This is a genomic window from Streptomyces sp. NPDC059852 (genome assembly GCF_042731455.1).
In the GTDB taxonomy this organism is placed as follows: domain Bacteria; phylum Actinomycetota; class Actinomycetes; order Streptomycetales; family Streptomycetaceae; genus Streptomyces.
Genome location: NZ_JBHWJK010000009.1, coordinates 80021 through 101425, shown reverse-complemented (window position 1 = coordinate 101425; position 21405 = coordinate 80021). Strand labels below are relative to the sequence as shown.

Here is a 21405-nt window from a genome sequence, read left to right as displayed (position 1 = left end):
GCGTTCCATGCTGGACGTACGGGGTCTGCGGAAGGTCTACGAGGGCTCGGGACGGCGGGTGGAGGCGGTCCGCGAGCTGACCTTCACCGTCGGCCCGGGCGAACTGGTCTGTCTCGTCGGCCCGTCGGGCTGCGGCAAGACCACCCTGCTGAAATGTGTGGCCGGGCTGCTGGCGCCGACCGGCGGCGAGGTGCTGCTGGAGGGGCGGCGGGTCGACGGGCCGCCGCCCGCGATGGCGTTCGTCTTCCAGGAGTACGGCCGCAGCCTGTTCCCGTGGATGCGGGTCGGTGAGAACGTCGAACTGCCGTTGCGGCAGAAGAAGGATCTGGGGAAGGCGAGGCGCCGGGCGCTGGTACGCGACGCCCTGGAGTCGGTGGGCCTCGCGGACGCGGCCGGCGCCTACCCGTGGCAGTTGTCGGGCGGGATGCAGCAGCGGGTCGCGATCGCCCGGGCGCTGGCGTACGAGCCGCGGGTGCTGCTGATGGACGAGCCGTTCGCGGCCGTGGACGCGCAGACCAGGGCCGATCTGGAGGACCTGGTGCGGGGGCTGTGGCGGGAGCGCGGCATCACGATCCTCTTCGTCACCCATGACATCGACGAGGCCGTCTATCTCGGGGAGCGGGTGATCGTGCTGTCCGCGTCGCCGACGGTCGTCCGTGAGCAGCTCACGGTCGGTCTGCCGGCGGAGCGCGACCAGGCGCGCACCCGTGTGGACCCGCGCTTCGCCGTCCTGCGCACCCGTGTGTACGAGCAGATCCAGGCGGCGAAGCGCGGGGACGTGCCGGAGGTCCCGGACGTGCTCACGAAGTCGAGTACGCCTCCACCTCGCTGAACTGGGCGGCCGGCCACCCGGTGTTGGCGCTCACGGACAGCCGCAGATGGCGCAGGGTGGTGCCGGCGGGCAGGGAGACGGTGACCGTGTTGCCGGTGGCCGGGTCGAACCGGTAGCCGGTGGCGCCGACGACCGTGGAGTACGCCGAGCCGTCGGTGCTGCCCAGGACGGTGACGGTCTGGGTGCGGGCCTCCCAGGCCGTGGCCGCGGGCAGCTTCAGCACCAGCCGGCGGACCGTGCGGGCCGAGCCGAGGTCGACGGTGAGGGCCTGCGGGAAGGCGTGGTTGGTGGACTCCCAGTAGCTGGCGGTGTCACCGTCGACGGCCTTGCCGGGCGTGTAGACGTCCTGCGAGCCGGTGGCGGTGGCGGGGCGGCCCTTGGCGAGGTTGCCGGTCTGGCCGGGGTCCGGGTCGGGGTTGCCCTGGCCGGGTCGCGGCCAGGTGGAGCAGTCCGGCCAGGTGCTGCTCCAGCCGGAGTTGCCGCCCCCGTCGGTGAGGGCGAAGGTGCCGGAGCCGGCCGGGTAGGGGCAGTTGTAGACACCGGCGGCGCCCGTGTTCGTCGCCGTCACGTTCCGGAAGGTGGCGGCGCCCGGCGTCTCGGCCTGGACGACGACCGTGCCGGTGTTCCGGACGGTCGCCCCGTCGACGGTGATGTTCCGCGCCGCGAGACCCCGGCCGCCGCCCGAGACGAACTCGAAGGCGCTGTACGGGCTGTCGGTGACGGTGGTGTTCGTGATCCGCACCTGGGCGTCGACGGCGCTGTCGTAGGAGTCGACCCGCAGGGCGCCCATCGGGTGGCCCCAGTTGGGGTTCATCGCGCCGGTGCGGACGAGGGTGTTTCCGTCGACGGTGATGGTGCCGGACAGCGGGTGGAACGGGTCGAGGAACTTCTGGTTGGAGATGGCGATGCCGCTGCCGAGCGCGTTCGTGTCGGAGATCAGGTTGCCGCGGACCGTGATGTCGGTGCCGCCGTAGATCGCGATGCCGTTGGCCAGGTTCGGCTGGGTGATGGTGTTGTTCTCGAAGCTGCTGCCGACGTCCGGCGCGTTCAGCGACCACATGGCGAGGGCGTCGTCGCCCTGGTTGCGCAGGAAGTTGTTCCGGACCTTCACCCCGCGGGCGTTGCCGTTGAGGTTGAGGCCGTCCGCGGTCATGTCGAGGAAGCGGTTGTTCTCCACGACGAGGTTGTCGTTGGTGCCGGTCAGCCAGAGGCCGACCTTGAGGTGCTGGAGCCACATCCCCGAGACGGAGCTGTTCGGCCCGAGCGAGCCGTTGACGAAGTTGTCGGGGTTGGAGTCGACACGTTCGGTGACCTCGCCGATCACGGCGAAGTTCTTGATGTGCACGTTGCCCGAGGATGCGGTCTGGTCGATGAACCGGGAGGAGCGCACGACCGAGTGCCAGTGCCCGGCGCCCTGGAGGGTGACGTTCTGCACGCCGCTGAGCGACGAGGTCAGCCGGTACTCCCCCGGTGGGATCCACACGACCCCGCCCTGGGCGGCGGCGATGGCGTCCCGGAACGCCTGCGTGGAGTCGCCCTGCCCGGTGGGGTCGGCCCCCTTGGAGACGACGGAGACGGATCCGGTGGGCTGTCCCGCCGCGCCGGCGACCTGCTCGAAGTCGGCGACGTCGACGGTCACCTGGACGCCGGTGGCCTGGAAGGCCACCTTGTCGCCGGCCTGCACGTCCCGGCCGAGCAGCAGCCGCGCGTTGTCGTAGAAGTGGTGCGTCTTCGAGCCGGTGATCCAGCCGGTGTCGACGTACGCGTACTTCGACGTGACCGGCAGGGTGCGGGAAAGCTTCTGGCCGTTGACGTAGACGTCCAGCGTGCCGGACTGGCCGTCGGGGACGCTGTAGGCGACGTTCACGGCGTTGGCCGCGCGCGGGACGGTGAACTCGACGCGTTGGCCGGCGCCGAGGCGGACGGCCCGGCGCCCGGAGGCCTCGGAGGCGAGCGTGCCCTGGGTGAGGTCCGGCCCGATCGTGGTGCCGGTCGTGGCGGCGGACTCGGCCTCCACGGAGGTGAACGGGAGGTCGGCCCCGGCCGCCGCGTGGGCGGCGGGGGCGGTGGCGGTGACCAGTCCGGCGGCGAGCGCGACGGCCACCGCGGCGGGTATGAGCCTGACACTCGTGCGGGTGGGGTGCATGGGCTGATCCCTTCGTGGGGGGATGGCGGGACAGCGGGAGGCGGTCTCAGGCGCGCAGCCAGACCGCGGTGTCCTGGGGCAGCCGGCCGTCGGCGGCCAACGGACCGCTGGCGAGCAGGACTTCGGAGTGCCGGGGCAGGTCGGCGGGAGTGCCCGACAGGTTGACCACGCAGAGGGTGCCGGGGGCCCGGGTGAAGGCGAGCACACCGTCGGGCGACGGAAGCCAGGTCAGCGGCCCGTCGCCGAACTCCGGGCGCAGGGCGATGGCCCGGCGGTACAGGGTGAGCAGGGAGCCGGGGTCGGCGGCCTGCCGGTCCGCGGCGTACGCGGCCCACCCCTCGGGCTGCGGCAGCCAGGGCTCCATCCGGGCGCCGAAGCCGGCGTACGGCTCCCCGGCCGACCAGGGCAGCGGGACGCGGCAGCCGTCGCGGCCCGGGTCGGTGCCGCCGGAGCGGACGTGCATCGGGTCCTCGATGCGGTCGAGCGGGATGTCCGCCTCGGGCAGGCCCAGTTCCTCGCCCTGGTAGAGGTAGACGGAACCGGGCAGGGCCAGCGAGAGCAGCGCGGCGGCGCGGGCGCGGCGGGTGCCGAGGGCGAGGTCGGTGGGGGTGCCGAACGCCTTGGTGGCGAAGTCGAAGCCGGTGTCGGCGCGGCCGTACCGGGTGACCGTGCGGGTGACGTCGTGGTTGCACAGCACCCAGGTGGCGGGGGCGCCGACCGGGGCGTGCTCGGCGAGGGTGGTGTCGATCGACGTGCGCAGCCGCTCCGCGTCCCACGGGCAGGACAGGAACGAGAAGTTGAAGGCGGTGTGCAGTTCGTCGGGGCGCAGATAGCGGGCGAACCGCTCGGGATCGGGCAGCCAGACCTCGCCGACGAAGACGCCGTCGTACTCGTCGGCGACGGCCCGCCAGGAGCGGTAGATGTCGTGGAGCTCGTCGCGGTCGACGTAGGGGTGCGGGTCGGGGGCGGAGGCGAGGTCGGGCAGGGCGGGGTCCTTGGCGAGCAGGGCGGCGGAGTCGATGCGGACGCCGGCCACGCCCCGCTCGAACCAGAAGCGCAGGATGTCCTCGTGTTCCTGGCGGACGGCCGGGTGGGCCCAGTTGAGATCGGGCTGTTCGGGGGTGAACAGGTGCAGGTACCACTCGCCGTCGGGCAGCCTCGTCCAGACGGGGTCGGTCGAGCCGACGAACTCCGACGGCCAGTCGTTGGGCGGGAGGGAGCCGTCGGGGCCGCGTCCGGGCCGGAAGTGGAACAGTTCGCGCTCGGGGCTGCCGGGTCCGGCCTCGCGGGCGGCGCGGAACCAGGGGTGCTGGTCGGAGACGTGATTGGGCACGATGTCGACGATCGTGCGGATGCCGAGCTCACCGGCCTCCGCGATCAGCTTCTCCGCCTCGGCGAGGGTGCCGAAGGCCGGGTCGATGGCCCGGTAGTCGGCGACGTCGTAGCCGCCGTCCTTCAGCGGGGAGACGTACCAGGGGGTGAACCACAGGGCGTCCACGCCGAGTTCGGCGAGGTACGGCAGCCTGGCGCGGACGCCCGCGAGGTCGCCGGTGCCGTCGCCGTCGCCGTCCGCGAAGCTGCGGACGTAGACCTGGTAGATGACGGCGGAGCGCCACCACGATGCGGCGGCAGGACGGGACTGTGCCACGGTGTGGCCCTTTCTGTCGGGAGGGGAAAGGCGTCCGGGGGCGTCAGCCCTTGGTGCCGCCCGCGCCGATCCCCGCGATGATGTGCCGCTGGAAGGCGAGGAACATCGCGACCATGGGGATGCTCGCGATGACCATCGCGGCGATGAGCACGGTCAGCGGGATGTTCTGCGACAGCTGGACGAGCGCGACGCTGATGGGCTGCTTGTCGGTGTCGGAGAACACCATCAGCGGCCAGAGGAAGTCCTGCCAGACGGCGACCAGGGCGAAGATCGACACCACGCCGAGGACCGGCCGGGACATCGGCAGCACGATCGACCACAGGGTGCGCAGCCGGCCGGCGCCGTCCATCTCGGCGGCCTCCAGCACCTCGCGCGGCAGCTGGTCGAAGAACCGCTTGAGCAGGTAGAGGTTGAAGGCGTTGGCGACGGCCGGCAGCCAGATCGCCACAGGGTCGTTGAGCAGCCCGAGGTCGGCCACGGTCAGGTACTTCGGGACGACCAGTGCCTGGGCGGGGACCATGAGGGTGGCGAGGATGCCGCCGAGGATCACCTTGCCGAAGGCGGGCCGCAGCTTGGACAGCGCGTAGGCGGCGGCCGTGCAGAACACCAGCTGGCACAGCCAGGCGCCGGTGGCCTGGACGACGGTGTTCCACAGGTGTTCGGGCAACTGCATCAGGTCCCAGGCGTCGGTGTACCCGCTGACGTGCCAGTGGTCCGGGACCAGGGTGGGCGGGGTCCTGGCGACCTCGTCCGCGGACTTCATCGCGCCCGTGACCATCCAGTAGACGGGGAAGAGGAAGGCGATCACGAACAGCAGGACGGTGCCGGTGAACACGGTCCAGTAGACGGCCTTGCCGCGCGGCCGGGCCAGGGCGGCCGGCGAGAGGAGGGTCCGGGTGCTCATGCGCTCTCCCCTTCGGTGCGGGTCAGTCGCAGGTACACGGCGGAGAAGGCGCCGAGGAGCACGAGGAGCATCACGCTCAGGGCGCAGGCGCCGCCGAAGTCGTTGTAGAGGAAGGCGTACTTGTAGATCAGGTAGAGGACGGTGACCGTGGCGTTCTCCGGGCCGCCGCCGGTGATCACGAAGGGTTCGGTGAACACCTGCATGGTGGCGATGATCTGAAGGAGCATCAGCATCAGGATCACGAACCTGGTCTGCGGGACCGTGACGTGCCGGACGCGTTGCAGCAGGTTCGCGCCGTCCAGCTCGGCCGCCTCGTACAGCTCGCCGGGGATGGACTGGAGCGCCGCGAGGTAGATGAGCACGGTGCCGCCCATGTTGGCCCAGGTCGCGACGATGACGAGGGAGACCAGCGCGGTGTCGGCGCCGTTGGACCAGTTCGAGGTCGGCAGGTGCAGGAGGCGCAGCGCCTCGTTGGCGAGTCCGGTGCCCGGGTCGTAGAACCACTTCCACAGCAGGGCGCTGACCACCGGCGGGATCATCACCGGCAGGTAGACGACGACCCGGAAGAACGCCTTGGCGTGCCGGAGTTCGTTGAGGACCAGGGCGAGCACGAAGGGGATCGCGAAGCCGATGAGCAGGGCGAGCAGGGTGAAGGTGAGCGTGTTGCGCCAGGCCGCCGTGAACTCCGGGTCCTTGAAGACGCGGGTGAAGTTGGCGGTGCCGACCCACTCGGGCTCGCCGCCCGGCGTGTACTTCTGGAAGGCGATCACGACCGCGCGGATCGCCGGGTACCAGGAGAACAGGGCGAAGCAGACGAGGCCGCCGACGAGGAAGCCGTAGGCGCGGGCCTGGTCGGCGAGGCGGCGCCGCCTCCGGTCCCCTGCCGGGGGCGGCGCCTGCACGGCGTGTACCGCGACCTTCGCGACGGTCCGTCGCTGAGCCGTGTCGGTCATGGTGGGTCAGCCCCGGTCCAGGATTCCGTCGATCTTGCCGGACGCGTCCTTCAGGAGCTGGTCGATGTCGGCGTCCTCCTTGGTGAGGACGGCGGAGACGACCCCGTCGAGGACAGAGTAGATCTGCTGGGCGCTCGGCGGCTCGATCTTCATGTCGAGGCTCTGGTTGCCGTCGAGGAACGGCTGGTAGTTCTCCACCGGGACGTTGGCGTTGGCCTTCTTCACCTCCTGGTCCTTGGCGTCGGCGGCGCCGGTGAACAGGCGGGGTTCGGGCAGGCCCACGGGGGCGTCGTTCTTCTTGGCGCGGGCGTAGTCGCCGAGGAAGCCGTCTCCGGGGGTGAGGAACATGTGGTCGAGCCACTTCAGGCCGGCGCGGATCTGCTCGGGGCTTGCCTTCTTGTTGAACATGTAGCCGTCGCCGCCGATCAGGGTGCCCTTGCCACCGGGCATGGGGGCGAGGGCGAGGTCCTTGTAGTTCCCGCCCTTCTCCTTGACGAGGATCGGGATGTTGTCGGGGGCGGCCAGGTACATGCCGAGCTTGCCCGAACCCATCATCTGCTGGACGTCGTTGATGACGAGCAGCTGCTTGCTGCCCATCGAGTCGTCCTTCCACCGCATGTCGTGGAGGGTCTGCAGGACGGCGCGGCCCTCGGGCGAGTCGACGGTGGCCTTCTCGCCGTCGGGGCTGACGACGTCGCCGCCCTGGGAGTACAGCTCGGCGGTGAAGTGCCAGCCGCCCTGGTTCTGGGCGCTGTAGTCGGCGTAGCCGACGGTGCCGCCACCGAGGCCGGCGATCTTCTTGGCGGCGGTGCGGACCTCGTCCCAGGTGGCCGGGGGCTTGTCGGGGTCGAGGCCGGCCTTCTCGAAGAGCGCCTTGTTGTAGATCAGGCCCATCGAGTAGCCGGTGCGCGGGACGCCGTAGACCTTGCCGTCGACGGTGTAGATGTCGCGCAGCTGCTGCTGGATGGTGTCGTAGCTCTTCAGTTCCTTGACGTACGGCGTGATGTCGGCCGCCTGATCGATGTCGACGACGTGGCGGGCGTCGGTGAAGTACGTGTAGAAGACGTCCTCCATCTGCCCGCCGGCGAGCTTGGCGTCGAACGTCTTCGGGTCCTGGCAGGGGAACGCGTCGTGGGGCACGACGTCGATGTCCGGGTTGCGCCGCTCGAAGTCGGCGACGTCCTGCTCGAAGAACTGGCGGTCGACCTTGGCGCTCTTGGGCGGCATGCAGTTGACCGTGATGCGGGTCTTGCCGCTCGCCGAGTCGTCGTCGCCCGAACCGCAGGCGGACGCGGCGAGGGCGAGCGAACAGACGCTCAGCGCGGCAAAGGTACGGCGGAACCCGGTGCTTCTCATCGGTGGACCCCTCTGGGCATGGAGCGGTGGGCGCCGCACACTCAAGCACCGACGACATCCGAGCGCAAGATGTCGCGCGAGATTTGCAATTTTTGAACAGCGGGATGGTTGGTGGTGACGGCTCTTTCGCGAGGGGGCTCGGGTCAGCGGCGGGGCGCCTGCGCCGTGGAGCCGCGCACCACCAGCTCGGGCTCGAAGAGCAGTTCCTCCGCGGGGACGGGGGTGCCCGCGATCTGGGCGTTCAGCAGCTCGACGGCCGCCCGGCCCATGGCCTCGATCGGCTGGCGGACGGTGGTGAGCGGCGGCTCGGTGCAGTTCATGAACGCCGAGTCGTCGTAGCCGACGACGGAGATCTCCGACGGGACGTCGAGTCCCTTGCGGCGGGCGGCCCGTACGGCGCCGAGGGCCAGCGGGTCGCTCGCGCAGATGATGCCGGTGACGCCCCGGTCGATCAGCCGGGAGGCGGCCGCGTGCCCGCCCTCGATCGAGAAGATCGCCCGCGCCACGTGCTCGTCGGGCAGCTCGGCGGCGATCTCCCGGGCCGCCGTCAGCTTGCGCGCCGAGGGCACGTGGTCGCCCGGGCCCAGCACCAGCCCGATCCGCTCGTGGCCCAGGGAGGCCAGATGCCGCCACGCCTGCTCAACGGCCACCGCGTCGTCGCAGGAGACGGCCGGGAAGCCCAGGTGCTCGATGGCCGCGTTGACGAGCACCACCGGGATGTTGCGGTCGGCGAGCTGCCGGTAGTGGTCGTGCGGGGCGTCCGCCTGCGCGTAGAGGCCACCGGCGAAGACCACCCCGGAGACCTGCTGCTGCAGCAGCAGCGTGACGTAGTCGGCCTCGGAGACCCCGCCCTTGGTCTGCGTGCACAGCACGGGGGTCAGCCCGAGCTGGGCCAGCGCCCCGCCGATCACCTCGGCGAACGCCGGGAAGATCGGGTTCTGCAGCTCGGGCAGCACCAGGCCGACCAGACGCGCGCGTTCGCCGCGCAGCTGGGTGGGCCGCTCGTAGCCGAGCACGTCCAGGGCGGAGAGGACCGCCTGCCGGGTGGCCTCGGAGACACCGGGCTTGTCGTTGAGCACCCGGCTGACCGTGGCCTCGCTGACCCCGACCTTCTTCGCCACTTCAGCAAGTCGTCGCGTCATGAGCGCAAGAATAGCGCAAGAATTGCAAACTGCTTGCGTACGCGTCAGTCGGCGTCGCGTGCCGCCCACAGGCCGCGGACGTGGCCCAGGTGCCGGGTCATGACCTCCCGCACCGCCCGCTCGTCCCGCTCGAGCAGCGCGTCGAGCAGTTCCAGGTGCTCCTCGGCCGAGGCCGTCAGCCGCCCGGCCTCGACCAGCGCGGTCAGCCCGTACAGCCGGGAGCGCCCTCGCAGGTCCCGGACGACCTCGACGAGGTGGGCGTTCCCGGCGAGGGCGAGCAGGCCGAGGTGGAAGCGCGTGTCGGCCTCCACATAGGCGATGAGGTCGCCGGCGGCCGCCGCCCGGACGATCTCCCGGGCGGCGGGCCGCAGCGCCTCCAGGGACACCGCGTCGGCGGTCGCGGCCAGCCCGACGACCGTCGGGATCTCGACGAGCGCGCGGATGTGCGTGTACTCGTCGAGCTGCCTCTCGGACACGGCGGTGACCCGGAACCCCTTGTTGGGCACGGTGTCGACCAGCCCCTCCTTGGCCAGGTCGAGCATGGCCTCGCGCACCGGGGTCGCCGAGACGCCGAAGCGGGCGGCGAGTCCGGGCGCCGAGTACACCTCGCCGGGCCGCAGCTCCCCGGCGATCAGCGCGGCCCGCAGGGCGTCCGCGACCCGCTCCCGGTAGCTGCTCCTGCGGCCGCCCAGGGAGGGCAGCGCCGGGGCGGCGGCGGTGGACGGGGCGCCGGTGCGCTGGGCGGCCATGCGGTGTCTCCTCGGGTCGTGCCGCTGTGCAATGTCACGCGGTACCGGGCATTATCCCCCGGTCACAGCACGAACCCCTCCGGGAACGGGTCGGTGGGGTCGAGGAGGTACTGGGCGGTGCCGGTGATCCACGCGCGGCCCGTGAAGCTGGGCAGGACGGCGGTGTGGCCGCCGACCCGCGTGGTGCCGAGGAGGCGGCCGGTGAAGCGGGTGCCGATGAACGACTCGTTCACGAACTCGGTGTGCAGCGGCAGTTCACCGCGCGCGTGCAGCTGCGCCATGCGCGCGCTGGTGCCCGTCCCGCACGGCGAGCGGTCGAACCAGCCCGGGTGGATGGCCATCGCGTGCCGGGAGTGCCGGGCGGTCGAGCCGGGGGCGATCAGATGGACGTGGTGGCAGCCTCGGATGGACGGGTCCTCGGGGTGGACGGGCTCGTCCTCGGCGTTGACCGCCTCCATCAGGGACAGCCCGGCGGCGAGGATGTCGTCCTTGCGGGACCGGTCGAAGGGCAGCCCGAACCGCTCCAGCGGCAGGATCGCGTAGAAGTTGCCGCCGTACGCCAGGTCGTAGGTCACCGTCCGTCCGTCGGCGAGGGTGACCCGGCGGTCGAGGGCGACGGTGAAGGACGGCACGTTGTGCAGGGTGACCTCCTTGGCGGCGCCGTCCTCGACGGCCACCTCGGCGACCACGACACCGGCGGGGGTGTCCAGACGGATCGTGGTGACCGGCTCGACCACCTCGACCATGCCGGTCTCCACGAGCACGGTCGCCACGCCGATCGTGCCGTGCCCGCACATCGGCAGATAGCCCGACACCTCGATGTAGATCACACCCCAGTCGCAGTCGGGGCGGGTGGGCGGCTGGAGGATCGCCCCGCTCATGGCGGCGTGCCCCCGCGGCTCGTTCATCAGCAGCCGCTTGACGTGGTCGCGGTGCTCGCGGAAGTACAGCCGCCGCTCGTTCATGGTGGCGCCCGGCACCGGGCCGACACCGCCGGTGACGACCCGGGTGGGCATGCCCTCGGTGTGCGAGTCGACGGCGTGCAGGACGAGTTTGCTGCGCATGGTCCCTTACGCCGATCCGGCCGCGACGGCCTTTTCCGTGGCCGCCCGCACGGCGGCCTCCTGCCCGGGCAGCAGTGGGACGCGCGGTGGGCGCACGGGTCCGCCGTAGCGGCCCACGACGTCCATGGACAGCTTGATGGCCTGGACGAACTCGACCTGCGAGTCCCAGCGCAGCAGCGGGTGCAGCCGGCCGTACAGCTCGCGGGCCGTGGCGATGTCGCCGGCGGTGGCGGCCCGGTACAGCTCGACGCAGGCGCGCGGCAGCGCGTTCGGGTATCCGGCGACCCAGCCCTTGGCGCCGGCCAGGGCCAGCTCCAGCAGGACGTCGTCCGCGCCGGTCAGCAGGTCGAGTTCCGGGGCGAGTTCGGCGAGGCGGTAGGCGCGGCGGACGTCGCCGGAGAACTCCTTGACCGCCTGGACGTACCCCTCGCCGTGCAGCCGGGCCAGCAGTTCGGGCACCAGGTCGACCTTGGTGTCGATGGGGTTGTTGTACGCGACGACGGGTACGCCCGCCTTCGCGACCTCGGCGTAGTGCGCGAGCACCGAACGCTCGTCGGCGCGGTACGCGTTGGGCGGCAGCAGCATCACCGACGCGCAGCCCGCGTCCCTGGCCTGCTCGGCCCAGCGCCGGGCCTCGGCCGAGCCGTACGCGGCGACACCGGGCATCACGCGTGCGCCGCCCACGGCCTTCACCGCCGTCTCGACGACCTTCGCGCGTTCCTCGGGGGTCAGCACCTGGTACTCCCCCAGCGAGCCGTTGGGGACGACGCCGTCGCAGCCGTTCTCGACGAGCCAGGCGCAGTGCTCGGCGTAGCGGCCGTGGTCGACGCGCAGGTCGTCGTCGAGCGGCAGCGCGGTGGCGACGAGGACGCCGTGCCAGGGGCGGTGCTCGGTGGCGGTCATCCGGATTCCCTCCCAGTGGGGTGTGCCGTGTCATCGCGGTCGTCCGGCCGCCGTGCGAGCACCCCGAGGGGGACGGGGCGGGCGAACGGCCGGGGGGACGGGGTGAGGGCGCGGCCGGTGAGTCCGGCGACGGCCGGGGCGCACATCCGGCCCTGGCACCAGCCCATCCCGGCCCGCGTCAGCAGCTTCACCGTGCGGATGTCGCCCGCGCCGAGGTCCGTGACGGCCTCGCGGACGGCGCCGGCGGTGACCTCCTCGCAGCGGCAGACGGTCGTGTCGGCGGTGACCTGCTCGGTCCAGTGCGCGGGCGGCGGGTACACGGTGTCCAGCGCGGCGGCGAAGGCCCGCAGCCGGTCCCGTGCGCGGGCCGCCCGCGCCCAGCCGGCGGGGTCGGGCTGTGTGCCGTGCAGCCGGGCCGCGGCGGAGCGGCCCGCGATGTGCCCTTCGGCGAGGGAGAGGTGGGCGCCGCCGATGCCGGTGGCCTCGCCCGCGGCCCAGACGCCGGGCACGTCCGTGCGCTGTTCGGCGTCGACGTGTACGGCGAGGCCGTCCAGGCGGCAGCCGAGGGTGCCGGCGAGGTCGGTCTGCGGCAGCATGCCGTGGCCGACGGCGAGGGTCGCGCAGGGGACGCGGCGCGCGGTGCCGGGCCGGACGCGTCCGCCGGCGTCGAGGGCGGCGACGGTGACGGCCTCCAGCCGGCCGGTGCCGTGCGCCTCGACGACGGTGTGCCGGGTGAGGACCGGCACGCGGTGGCGCAGCAACGCGGCCGCGTATCCGGCGCCTTCGGCGAGCTTGGCCGGGTGGGCCGCCCAGACGGGCGCGTGCCGCAGGAGGGCCTTCGGGCCGGCGGACTCCACGAGGGCGGCCACGGTGACGCCGGCCGCGGCGAGCCCGGCCGCGACCGGGAGCAGCAGCGGGCCGGTGCCGGCGACGACGGCGGTGCGGCCGGACACGGCCAGGGTGCCCTTGAGCATGGCCTGGGCGCCGCCCGCGGTGACGACCCCGGGGAGGGTCCAGCCGGGGAAGGGCAGAACCTTCTCGTAGCCGCCGGTGGCGAGGACGAGGGCGTCGGCGCACACCTCGGCGGGCTCGCGCTGTTCCGGTCCGCGCAGGGCGTGCACGGTGAAACCGGTGCCGGGCCCGGGTTCGACGCCCCAGACATGATGCTCCGTCAGGTGCCGTATCCGGCCCGCCCGCACGTGGGCCTCCAGGCCCTTCCTGAGTCGCTCCGCCGTGCGCCACGCGTGGTGCAGCGCCTGGGGCCGGCGGGCACCGAGCGCTTCGGCGGGCCGCCGGTGGAACTGGCCGCCGGCCTGCGGGGCCGCGTCCAGCAGCGTGACCCGTACGCCCCGTGCGGCGGCGGCGAGGGCCGCGCCGAGCCCGGCGGGACCGGCGCCGACCACGGCGAGGTGCGGGGCCGGGAGTGAGGGGGCGCGGTCAGGCATCGTGGCCCGTCCCGTCCTGGGTGCGGATCGCGTCGCCGGGGCGCAACGGCACCAGGCAGGCTCGCTGGTTGGGGCGGTCGTTGACGGTGACCAGGCAGTCGAAGCAGACGCCGATGCCGCAGAACACCCCGCGCGGGCGGCCCCCGGCGCGGGTGGTGCGCCAGGAGGTGACGCCGGCCGTCCAGAGGGCGGCGGCGACGGTGTGCCCGGGCAGCGCCTGGATCTCCCGTCCGTCGAGGGTCACCGTGAAGGCGGGGCCCGGGTGGGCGTCGGCGAGGTCCAGAGGGGTTCTCACACGGCCTCCTCGGGGAAGCGGTCGGGGCGGAACGGCGTCAGGTCGAGATCGGGGGTCCGCCCGGTCAGGGCCTGGGCGAGGAGGTGACCGGTGGCGGGGGCCAGTCCGATGCCGGCGCCCTCGTGACCGCAGGCGTGGAGCAGTCCGGGGACGCGCGGGTCGGGGCCGACGGCGGGCAGGTGGTCGGGGGTGTAGGGGCGGAAGCCGAGGTAGGCGCGCATCGCGTGGACGTCCCGCAGGAACGGGAAGAGCCGGGTGGCGCCGGCGGCCAGGGCCCGCACGACGGGCAGCGAGAACGTCCGGTCGAAGCCGACGCGTTCCCGGCTCGCGCCGATCAGCACGGGGCCCGCGGCCGTGCCCTCGACGACCGGGGAGGTCTGCAGCGCGGCCGAGTCGCTGGCCACGTCGGCCACGTAGTCGGCGGCGTACACCTTGTGCCGGATCCGGCGCGGCAGGGGTTCGGTGACGAGGACGAAGCCGCGCCGGGGCCGGACGGGGAGGTGCACGCCCGCGAGCGCGGCGAGGTCGCCGCCCCAGGTGCCGGCCGCGTTGACGACGGCCGGGGCGTGCAGGTCGCCCCGGTCGGTACGGACCCCGCGGACCGCGCCGGCGCGGGTGAGCAGGACGCCGGTGACGCTGACGCCGGTCAGCAGGCGGGCCTTGGCGGCGCGGGCCAGGACGGCGGCGGCCAGAGCGGGCATGACCTGGCTGTCCTGCGCGTAGTGGACGCCCCCCGGGAGACCGGGGGCCAGATCGGGTTCGAGGTCGTGCAGGCGGGTGCCGGTGACGGGTTCGGCGGTGACCCCGGCGGCGCGCTGCGCGGCGGCGAACCGCTCCAGGGCGGCGAGTCCGTCCGGGGAGGACGCCACGACGAGGCCGCCCTTCGGCTCGTACTCGACGGCCGGGCCGAACTCGTCGGCGAGCGCCCGCCACAGACGCGCGGAGAGCAGTGCGAGGGCCAGCTCGGGTCCCGGTTCCTTGTCGGAGACGAGGATGTTGCCCTCGCCGGCGCCCGTGGTGCCGCCGGCGACCGGGCCGCGGTCGACGAGGATCACGTCGAGTCCGGCCCGTGCGGCGTACAGGGCGCAGGCCGCGCCCGTGATCCCGGCTCCCACGACCACGACGTCGCAGGTCAGTCCCTCGCTCACGCCAGTACTATGTCACACACCACTGCGGGACGGAACAGTGCGGAAGCAGCGTGGAGGAGCAAGCGGGGAACCGCCCCCGGGGCGGGTGTGCTGACGGGGCGCCGTCGGCGACCTGAACGCCGACGGTGCCCCGTTCAGTCCTCGGGCGGACGCACCACGCGTAGATACGAGGCGTCACGACGCGCCCCGCGCGCCCTGCCCCGCTCGCGGCGCGCCTCGCGCAGCACCAGCGTCAGCCGGGTGTACCCCAGCTCCCCCAGGGTCGCGGGCGTCTCGTCGACCACCCGGCACTCGGTGGCGCCCCAGCGCGGGTCGGGGTGGTGGAGCGGGCGCACCGCGCCGTCCTCCTCGACGGCCCGCTCCCCCACCGCGCGGATCCAGTGCGGCAGGCCCTGCCGGTAGGCGGCCTCCATGAGGGGGTCCTGGGCGATGTCCCGCCGGACGGCCTGGAGCGCGTGGTCGTGGCCGTGCCGCTCCAGGGCGTCGGCGAGGTGGGCCAGCATCGGCAGGCACCAGCTCGACTCGTGGTCGCCGAGGACGGCGGCGGCGTCCGGGTGGAAGAGGACGAACCGCAGAAGGTTGTCGTGCGGCATCGCGGTGGGGTGCGGGCCCACGGCGCTGAAAAGTGACGCGAAAGCGGTGTTCGCCAGGACGACGTCCCAGCGGTGGTCGACGACGACGGACGGGAAGGGCACGGCCTCCACGAGGACGGCGTAGTCCCTCAGGTACGCCTGGGCCTCGGGCCGGTCGGGGACGGGCCGCGGTACGGACCGCTGCCCACCTGCCTGATATGCCATCGGGAGGTCACCCCTCTTGCCTATGCGGCCTTCACGCGGCGCACCGATCCTGGTGCCCGCGCCCGAGCCATGTCAACTATCGTGGCATTCCGTGCCTGTTGACGGCTGAAATTGGCCACAGTTGTGGCGGAACCTGGATGCGCGTTCGAACCACCCGGTAATCTTCGTCGAGTTCACGGCAACAGGTTGTGAGAAGCCTGTGAGAGACGTAGGAGATCTGTCGGTGACGGATGGCTTTGAGGGCCCTGGCGCCACGGTGACGGCCGCGCTGCCCGCCGTCGTCGCCCGCGTCACCGCGCTCGCCGACCGGCTCGACGTGCCGCACACGGAGGTGTTCGACACCGGCCGGCTCTCCGTCGCCTCCGGTGTCCCGGAGTCCGTGGTCAAGGCCCTGCTGAGCGGCCGGCCCGCGGGCGAGCCGGATGTCCAGGCGCGTTTCCTCCAGCGGCTCGACCTCCTGCGCCGCACCCGCCTGAAACCGAACGGCCGCAGGTACACCCAGCAGGAGATCGCCGACGGCGCCGGCATGTCCCGTCAGCAGGCGGGCGCGCTCATCAACGGCGACCGGCGGCCCACCATGGAGCACTGCGACGCCCTCCAGCGCTTCTTCCGGGTGCACGCCGGCTTCCTGACCGCCGAGGACCCCGAGGCGCTGGCCGGCGCGCTCCAGCGCACCGAGCAGGACCTGCTGCAGAGACTCGCGGAGCGCGAGGCGTCCCAGACCGCCGAGGATCCGCTGGAGCGGCTCCTACAGGACCACGGTGTGCGCGGCATCGCCTGGCGGGCCGCCCAGCTCCCCACCGACCAGCACCGCGACAAGGTCGCCGAGTGGCTGGACATGCTCCTGGAGAGCGTCAAGCGGCCCGAGTCGTGACCGGGAGGAACGGGAGACCATTGGGCATCGGTAGGGAAATGCGCCGCCTGTGCGGCGAGTTGGTCGCGGAGCTGACGCTTCCCGCACCCGCGGCGCCCGAGACGCTGTACGGCGCGCTGTGCGACGCGATGGGCAGACGCCGGGGCCGTCCCGTCCACTTCCGTACGGCCGCCTTCCCGCCGGGCACCGCGAGCGGGCTGTGGCTCGACATGGCCGACCAGGACCTCGTGGTGATCGAGGAGCGCACCGCGCCCGACCACCAGCTGGTGATCCTCGGCCACGAGCTGTGGCACATGAAGGCCGGCCACTGCAGCCACAGCATCGAGGGCGCCTCCGTGGCAGCCCGGATGCTCGGCAGCGAGGCGGATCTGCGCTCGGCGGTTTTGAAGGTCGCCGCCCGCAACCACTTCGACCAGGCGGAGGAGAAGGAGGCCGAGAGCTTCGGCCTGCTGCTGGCCAGCAAGTGCCGCGCCTGGCTGGCGGATTCCTCGGCGCGGGGCCGGCGCGACCATCTCGCGGGCCGCATCGAGGCGTCGCTCGGCTACCTGGGTCCGCAGAAGTGACCCCCTGACCTGCGCCGACCGGGCGAACGGACGGCCGGCCCGGACCCGTTGTCAGTGGCGGACGGCAAGCTGGTGGGTGGCGCCCCGCCGTGCGGGGCGCGACGACACCGACCCGGGGAGAGCCGACCGATGCCCACCGCCGTACTGACCGACCGCGAGCGCACCGCCGTCCAGGCCTACCTGCGGCTCCTGCACACCGTGCGAGCCGCGTTCGACGGTGCCTCCGGACCGGGCCGGCCACCCGTCGTGCCGCCCGCCGTCCTCGCCGAGGCCGAGCAGGCCCTGGCCGACGCGGGACTGACGGGCCACGAGGAGGAGTTCTTCCATCTGCTGCGCACCTGGTGCCCGGCCGAGCCCTGACGCCGCCCGCGCGGGGGCTCAGGTGTGCGGGACGCTCACCGCGGTCGCCACCAGCCCCCGCCCGACCGTCCAGCGCCCCTCGAACCGGTCGAGCCGGCGCCCGCCGACCAGCGGGCCGGGCACGAGCAGCCGGGCGGTGAACCGGCCGTCGCGCGGATCGCCGGCACCGGCGAGGATGTCGATGTCGGCCTCGGAGAAGTCCAGCCACTTCCCGGTGAGGGGGAACCACGCCTTGTAGACGGACTCCTTGGCGCTGAACAGGAGCCGGTCGAAGTGCACCGAGGGGTGCGTGGCCGACAGCAGCCGCAGCCGCTCCGCCTCGGCGGGCAGCGCGACGGCGTCCAGCACCCCGTCCGGAAGCGGCTGGTGGGTCTCGGCGTCGATGCCGAGCGACGCGAGGTCGCCGGCGCGGGCCAGCGCGGCCGCGGCGTACCCGTCGCAGTGCGTCATGCTGCCGATCAGGCCGGGCGGCCAGCCGGGGGCGCCGCGTTCCCCGGGCAGCACGGCACGCGGGGGCACCCCGAGCTTCTCCATCGCGCGGCGCGCGCAGGCGCGTACGGCGGCGAACTCGCGACGGCGCTTGAGCACGGCCCGGGCCACGACCGCCTCCTCCTCGGGGAAGAGCGGCGGGTGCTCCTCGTCGCCGTACGCCTCGACGCTCACGGTGGCCGGTGTCAGCAGGTCCTCGATCAACGGGCCGTCTCCTGCGTGTCCTGGCGGGGCAGCACGCGCCGCAGCCAGTCGTCGCCGGAGCCGGGGCGCATGACCTCCCAGAGGGCGCGGTTCTCGTCGTACCCGATGTGCGGGTCGCTGACGGCCGGCAGCCGCCCGGTCCGCGCGGCCGTCGACGTCACCCTCGCCCCTCCCGATCACCCGAAGGACACCACGAGAACACAGGGCGTGCACCCGCCACAAGGGCGGGCCGTGCGGCCCGCCGGCGCATGTGTGCGGGGCGGGGAAATCCGTAACACGTACGTTGCACGCGGCACCCTTTGAAAGTCGTATGATCGCCCCGACACCACCGCCTCGAACCCCTTTGCCAGGGGCGGTTCGGTGTACCTCCAACCTCCCCTGCCCGGGCACGGGCCGCTTCGCCGTGCCCGCGAACCCCCGAAAGGACGGCCCTGCATGGTCTCTCGCGTACGCGTCTGGCTCAACCGCACGTACGCGGAGAACGTGTTCTTCATGGATCAGCTCCGCAGAAATCCCAGCGACCGGGCGGTGGAGATCCATGCGACGCACGGGGACGCCGACTCCCCCGTGCTGGCCGCCGCCGACACCGCGGAGCTGGAACCCGAGGGCCTGTCCCCCGCCGGATACGTGGAGTACGCCCTCGCGCAGTGCCGGCGCCGTGGGATCGACGTCTTCGTGCCCCGGCTGCACCAGGCGGCGATCGTCGCGCACCGCGCGGAGTTCGAGGCGGCCGGCACGGCGCTGCTCGCGCCGCCGCCCGAGGCCGTGGCCGTCTTCCAGGACAAGGTGGTCGCGTACGAGGCCGTGCAGGCGGTGGGCGTGCCGGTGCCACCGTGGTTCCGGGTCCGTGACGCGGACGAACTGCTCGCCGCAGTCGAGGAGTTGGAGGCGGGCGGTCACCGGGCGTGCTTCAAGCCCGCGTCCGGTGCGGGCGGGGTCGGCTTCCGGATGATCACCCGCTCCCCGTTCTCGCTGACGCATCTCAGCGGCTTCCCGACGCCCTACGTCCAGCTCGACCTGGTCCTGGACGCGCTGCGGCGGACCGAGGAGCCGGTGGACTGGCTGGTGATGCCGCGCCTGGAGCAGCCGGAGGTGTCGGTGGACTGCCTCACCGGTCCGGACAACCGGGTGCGGCTGGCGATCGGCCGCGTCAAGAACGGACGCCGGCGCGGGTTCACGCTCCAGGAGCAGTGGCTGGAGCCGGCGCGGCTGGTCGCGGAGGGCTTCGGGCTGCACCACCTGTCCAACATCCAGTTCCGGATGTTCGGCGACACCCCGGTCCTGATGGACGTCAACACCCGCCCGGCGGGCGGTCTGCACCAGCTGTCGCTGTGCGGCGTGAACGTGCCCTGGCTCGCCGTGCGGCTGGCGCTCGGCGACGACCCGGGCGTCGTCACCCCGCCGTTCCTGGGGCAGGACTACACGGTGGTCGCGGGTCCGCGTCCGCTGCGCCCGGTGTCGCTCCCGCAGCAGCGCGCCGAGGCGGAGGCGCCCCTGCTTCCGGCGGTGCCCGCGCCGGCGCAGCCCGGCTCGGTCGGGACCGGGGCGGCCCTGCCCCTGTAGAACACCGGGCGGGACCCGGTGGCCGCACTCGCGACAGACAGGAAGACACCGGCGGTGGGAACGCCGGCGGCATGAACACCAGCGGTATGGACCAATCCCTGCGGCAGTCCTTGACAGGAGAATTGGTCCATACCAACTTGGTCAGCGCACCTCTCAGCATCTGTGCACTCCCGAACACCCCACCACTCCCAGGGAGATGACGTGCGCAACCGACCTCTCGCACGGCTCAGACGCCGTGTCCTCGCCCTCGTCGGCACGGCGGCCCTCGCGGTCGCCGGGGCCGTCGCCCTGCCCGGCACCGCTCACGCGGCCAACGTCCTCGCCAACCCCGGCTTCGAGTCGGGCGGACTCTCCCCGTGGTCCTGCACCGGCAACCTCGGCTCCGTCGTCTCCTCACCCGTGCACGGCGGCTCCAGGGCGCTGGCCGGGGCGGCGAGCGCGAGCGACAACGCCCGCTGCTCGCAGAGCGTCGCCGTCCAGCCGAACACGACGTACTCCCTCAGCGGCTGGGTGCGCGGCTCCTACGTCTACCTCGGCGTGGACGGCGGTGCCTCCACCTGGACCTCGTCGCCCTCGGCGTACGCCAAGCTGTCGCTCACCTTCACGACCGGCGCCTCGCAGACCAGTGCCACGGTGTACGTGCACGGCTGGTACGGGCAGGGCACCTACCAGGCCGACGACATCAGCCTCGACGGGCCCGGTGGTGGTGGCGGCTCGGACGGGCAGGCGCCGAGCGCCCCCGGCAACCTGCGCTCTACCGGCACGTCCTCCACGAGCGTGTCGCTGGCCTGGAACGCCTCGACCGACAACGTCGGCGTGACCGGCTACGACGTCTTCCGCGGCACGACCCAGGTGCTGAGCGTCTCCGGGACGAGCGCCACGGTCGGCGGCCTGTCGCCCAGCACCGCCTACACGTTCACGGTGAAGGCGCGGGACGCGGCCGGGAACGTCTCCGCGGCCTCCAACTCCGTCTCGGTCACGACCGACGCGGGCGGTGGGGGCGGCACCGGGTTCAAGCAGGCCGCGCCCTATCTGTACCTCGGCTGGGGCGATCCGCCGAGCGCGACCTCGGTGATGAGCGCGACCGGGATCAAGTGGTACACGCTGGCGTTCATCCTGTCCTCCGGCGGCTGCAACGCGGCCTGGGACGGGCAGCGGGCGCTGACCGGCGGCAACGACCAGAGCGTCATCAACTCCATCCGGGCCGCCGGCGGTGACGTCGTCCCGTCGATCGGCGGCTGGAGCGGCAACAAGCTCGGACCGAACTGCTCGACCGCCGAGGCGCTGGCGGGCGCCTACCAGAAGGTCATCGACGCCTACGGGCTGAAGGCGATCGACGTCGACATCGAGAACACCGACGAGTTCGAGAACGCCACCGTGCAGGACCGGATCCTGAACGCCCTGAAGATCGTCAAGGCGAACAACCCGGGTCTGCGGACGATCATCACCTTCGGCACCTCCACCACCGGGCCGAACTACTGGGGCAACCGGCTGATCGAGCAGGCCAAGGCGCTGAACGCGGGCATCGACGTCTTCACGATCATGCCGTTCGACTTCGGCGGCGGCGCCGACATGTACGGCAGCACCGTGAACGCGGCCGAGGGGCTGAAGACCAAACTGAGGTCCACGTTCGGCTGGGACGACGCCACCGCCTACGCGCACCTCGGGATCTCCGGCATGAACGGGCTGTCCGACCAGCAGGAGCTGACCTCGCCCGGGACCTGGACCCAGATCCGCGACTGGGCGAACGCCAAGCACATCGCCCGGCTCGCCTTCTGGTCGGTCAACCGCGACCGGCCCTGCGCGGGCGGCGGGGTGACGAGCAACTGCTCCGGCATCAGCCAGAACACCTGGCAGTTCACGTCGATCACAGCCGGCTTCACCGGCTGAGTCCAACCGTCGCGCGGCCGAACGCCCGCGCGGATCACCCACGCCGGAGAAAAAAACTTCCGGCGTGGGTGTATCAGACG

At 72.6% G+C, this 21405-nt stretch carries 21 protein-coding genes; 6 read left to right on the top strand and 15 right to left on the bottom strand.

Going from position 1 to position 21405, the window contains the following annotated elements:
- The first annotated feature begins 7 nt into the window (after nucleotides 1–7).
- Nucleotides 8–832 carry an ABC transporter ATP-binding protein gene (locus ACFV46_RS14320; protein WP_385498355.1) on the top strand — a complete coding sequence of 275 codons (825 nt, stop codon included), beginning with the start codon at nucleotides 8–10 and terminating at the stop codon, nucleotides 830–832.
- Here ACFV46_RS14320 and ACFV46_RS14315 read toward each other — a convergent pair.
- From ACFV46_RS14315 to ACFV46_RS14255, 13 genes are all read right to left on the bottom strand, one after another.
- The gene (locus ACFV46_RS14315; RefSeq protein ID WP_385498354.1) at nucleotides 801–2978 is read right to left on the bottom strand and encodes a discoidin domain-containing protein; all 2178 of its coding nucleotides are present in this window, start codon (nucleotides 2976–2978) and stop codon (nucleotides 801–803) included. The genes ACFV46_RS14320 and ACFV46_RS14315 overlap by 32 nt on opposite strands.
- Nucleotides 2979–3024: 46 nt before the next feature.
- Nucleotides 3025–4626, bottom strand: coding sequence for a glycoside hydrolase family 13 protein (locus ACFV46_RS14310; RefSeq protein ID WP_385498352.1), 1602 nt, complete (start codon nucleotides 4624–4626; stop codon nucleotides 3025–3027).
- 43 nt (nucleotides 4627–4669) lie between these two features.
- Nucleotides 4670–5530 carry a carbohydrate ABC transporter permease gene (locus ACFV46_RS14305; protein ID WP_376728677.1) on the bottom strand — a complete coding sequence of 287 codons (861 nt, stop codon included), beginning with the start codon at nucleotides 5528–5530 and terminating at the stop codon, nucleotides 4670–4672.
- Nucleotides 5527–6483 carry a carbohydrate ABC transporter permease gene (locus ACFV46_RS14300; protein ID WP_385498351.1) on the bottom strand — a complete coding sequence of 319 codons (957 nt, stop codon included), beginning with the start codon at nucleotides 6481–6483 and terminating at the stop codon, nucleotides 5527–5529. Before ACFV46_RS14300 ends, ACFV46_RS14305 begins: the two co-directional genes overlap by 4 nt.
- A 6-nt stretch (nucleotides 6484–6489) precedes the next feature.
- Nucleotides 6490–7839: an extracellular solute-binding protein gene (locus tag ACFV46_RS14295; RefSeq protein WP_361924990.1), complete on the bottom strand. Its 1350-nt coding sequence runs from the start codon at nucleotides 7837–7839 to the stop codon at nucleotides 6490–6492.
- A gap of 143 nt (nucleotides 7840–7982) precedes the next feature.
- Entirely contained in the window at nucleotides 7983–8981 is a 999-nt protein-coding gene (locus ACFV46_RS14290) for a LacI family DNA-binding transcriptional regulator (RefSeq protein WP_192806269.1), read from the bottom strand.
- A 44-nt stretch (nucleotides 8982–9025) separates the two neighbouring features.
- Nucleotides 9026–9730, bottom strand: coding sequence for a GntR family transcriptional regulator (locus ACFV46_RS14285; protein ID WP_361924988.1), 705 nt, complete (start codon nucleotides 9728–9730; stop codon nucleotides 9026–9028).
- Nucleotides 9731–9792: 62 nt separating this feature from the next.
- The gene (locus ACFV46_RS14280; RefSeq protein ID WP_376728674.1) at nucleotides 9793–10794 is read right to left on the bottom strand and encodes a proline racemase family protein; all 1002 of its coding nucleotides are present in this window, start codon (nucleotides 10792–10794) and stop codon (nucleotides 9793–9795) included.
- 6 nt (nucleotides 10795–10800) lie between these two features.
- Entirely contained in the window at nucleotides 10801–11697 is an 897-nt protein-coding gene (locus tag ACFV46_RS14275) for a dihydrodipicolinate synthase family protein (protein WP_376728673.1), read from the bottom strand.
- The gene (locus ACFV46_RS14270) at nucleotides 11694–13142 is read right to left on the bottom strand and encodes an NAD(P)/FAD-dependent oxidoreductase (protein ID WP_385498349.1); all 1449 of its coding nucleotides are present in this window, start codon (nucleotides 13140–13142) and stop codon (nucleotides 11694–11696) included. The genes ACFV46_RS14275 and ACFV46_RS14270 overlap by 4 nt, the downstream gene beginning before the upstream one ends.
- Nucleotides 13135–13437, bottom strand: a complete 303-nt coding sequence (locus tag ACFV46_RS14265; RefSeq protein WP_385498348.1) for a (2Fe-2S)-binding protein — start codon at nucleotides 13435–13437, stop codon at nucleotides 13135–13137. The genes ACFV46_RS14270 and ACFV46_RS14265 overlap by 8 nt, the downstream gene beginning before the upstream one ends.
- A complete protein-coding gene (locus ACFV46_RS14260; protein ID WP_385498347.1) occupies nucleotides 13434–14585 on the bottom strand; it encodes an NAD(P)/FAD-dependent oxidoreductase in 1152 nt (383 codons plus the stop codon). The genes ACFV46_RS14265 and ACFV46_RS14260 overlap by 4 nt, the downstream gene beginning before the upstream one ends.
- A gap of 134 nt (nucleotides 14586–14719) precedes the next feature.
- A complete protein-coding gene (locus tag ACFV46_RS14255; RefSeq protein WP_361924976.1) occupies nucleotides 14720–15382 on the bottom strand; it encodes a hypothetical protein in 663 nt (220 codons plus the stop codon).
- Nucleotides 15383–15605: 223 nt separating this feature from the next.
- Between ACFV46_RS14255 and ACFV46_RS14250 the strand changes: the two genes are divergently transcribed.
- The 3 genes from ACFV46_RS14250 (at nucleotide 15606) to ACFV46_RS14240 (ending at nucleotide 17179) form a co-directional block, all read left to right on the top strand.
- Entirely contained in the window at nucleotides 15606–16256 is a 651-nt protein-coding gene (locus ACFV46_RS14250) for a helix-turn-helix transcriptional regulator (protein ID WP_361924974.1), read from the top strand.
- A gap of 38 nt (nucleotides 16257–16294) precedes the next feature.
- Complete coding sequence (locus tag ACFV46_RS14245) at nucleotides 16295–16819, top strand: toxin-antitoxin system, toxin component (protein ID WP_361924972.1); 525 nt, start codon at nucleotides 16295–16297, stop codon at nucleotides 16817–16819.
- A gap of 129 nt (nucleotides 16820–16948) precedes the next feature.
- The gene (locus ACFV46_RS14240) at nucleotides 16949–17179 is read left to right on the top strand and encodes a hypothetical protein (RefSeq protein ID WP_062665447.1); all 231 of its coding nucleotides are present in this window, start codon (nucleotides 16949–16951) and stop codon (nucleotides 17177–17179) included.
- A gap of 18 nt (nucleotides 17180–17197) precedes the next feature.
- On the opposite strand, the gene ACFV46_RS14235 is transcribed toward ACFV46_RS14240, so the two are convergent.
- The gene (locus ACFV46_RS14235) at nucleotides 17198–17872 is read right to left on the bottom strand and encodes a 4'-phosphopantetheinyl transferase (protein WP_376728669.1); all 675 of its coding nucleotides are present in this window, start codon (nucleotides 17870–17872) and stop codon (nucleotides 17198–17200) included.
- Nucleotides 17869–18033 (bottom strand): hypothetical protein, encoded by a 165-nt coding sequence (locus tag ACFV46_RS14230; protein ID WP_385498345.1) that lies wholly within the window; start codon nucleotides 18031–18033, stop codon nucleotides 17869–17871. Before ACFV46_RS14230 ends, ACFV46_RS14235 begins: the two co-directional genes overlap by 4 nt.
- 274 nt (nucleotides 18034–18307) lie before the next feature.
- On the opposite strand from ACFV46_RS14230, the gene ACFV46_RS14225 reads away from it, so the two are divergent.
- Together ACFV46_RS14225 and ACFV46_RS14220 are read left to right on the top strand one after the other, a co-directional pair.
- Entirely contained in the window at nucleotides 18308–19435 is a 1128-nt protein-coding gene (locus ACFV46_RS14225; RefSeq protein ID WP_361924968.1) for an ATP-grasp domain-containing protein, read from the top strand.
- A 201-nt stretch (nucleotides 19436–19636) separates the two neighbouring features.
- Nucleotides 19637–21325: a carbohydrate binding domain-containing protein gene (locus tag ACFV46_RS14220; RefSeq protein ID WP_385498344.1), complete on the top strand. Its 1689-nt coding sequence runs from the start codon at nucleotides 19637–19639 to the stop codon at nucleotides 21323–21325.
- Nucleotides 21326–21405 lie beyond the last annotated feature (80 nt).

Excerpts from the sequence above, each read along its gene's own strand:
- ACFV46_RS14255 (WP_361924976.1), bottom strand. The coding sequence starts at position 15,382 with ATGGCATATCAGGCAGGTGGGCAGCGGTCCGTACCGCGGCCCGTCCCC.
- ACFV46_RS14295 (WP_361924990.1), bottom strand. The coding sequence starts at position 7,839 with ATGAGAAGCACCGGGTTCCGCCGTACCTTTGCCGCGCTGAGCGTCTGT.
- ACFV46_RS14285 (WP_361924988.1), bottom strand. The coding sequence starts at position 9,730 with ATGGCCGCCCAGCGCACCGGCGCCCCGTCCACCGCCGCCGCCCCGGCG.
- ACFV46_RS14280 (WP_376728674.1), bottom strand. The coding sequence starts at position 10,794 with ATGCGCAGCAAACTCGTCCTGCACGCCGTCGACTCGCACACCGAGGGC.
- ACFV46_RS14300 (WP_385498351.1), bottom strand. The coding sequence starts at position 6,483 with ATGACCGACACGGCTCAGCGACGGACCGTCGCGAAGGTCGCGGTACAC.
- ACFV46_RS14320 (WP_385498355.1), top strand. The coding sequence starts at position 8 with ATGCTGGACGTACGGGGTCTGCGGAAGGTCTACGAGGGCTCGGGACGG.
- ACFV46_RS14270 (WP_385498349.1), bottom strand. The coding sequence starts at position 13,142 with ATGCCTGACCGCGCCCCCTCACTCCCGGCCCCGCACCTCGCCGTGGTC.
- ACFV46_RS14315 (WP_385498354.1), bottom strand. The coding sequence starts at position 2,978 with ATGCACCCCACCCGCACGAGTGTCAGGCTCATACCCGCCGCGGTGGCC.
- ACFV46_RS14245 (WP_361924972.1), top strand. The coding sequence starts at position 16,295 with ATGCGCCGCCTGTGCGGCGAGTTGGTCGCGGAGCTGACGCTTCCCGCA.
- ACFV46_RS14305 (WP_376728677.1), bottom strand. The coding sequence starts at position 5,530 with ATGAGCACCCGGACCCTCCTCTCGCCGGCCGCCCTGGCCCGGCCGCGC.
- ACFV46_RS14275 (WP_376728673.1), bottom strand. The coding sequence starts at position 11,697 with ATGACCGCCACCGAGCACCGCCCCTGGCACGGCGTCCTCGTCGCCACC.
- ACFV46_RS14225 (WP_361924968.1), top strand. The coding sequence starts at position 18,308 with ATGGTCTCTCGCGTACGCGTCTGGCTCAACCGCACGTACGCGGAGAAC.
- ACFV46_RS14290 (WP_192806269.1), bottom strand. The coding sequence starts at position 8,981 with ATGACGCGACGACTTGCTGAAGTGGCGAAGAAGGTCGGGGTCAGCGAG.
- ACFV46_RS14240 (WP_062665447.1), top strand. The coding sequence starts at position 16,949 with ATGCCCACCGCCGTACTGACCGACCGCGAGCGCACCGCCGTCCAGGCC.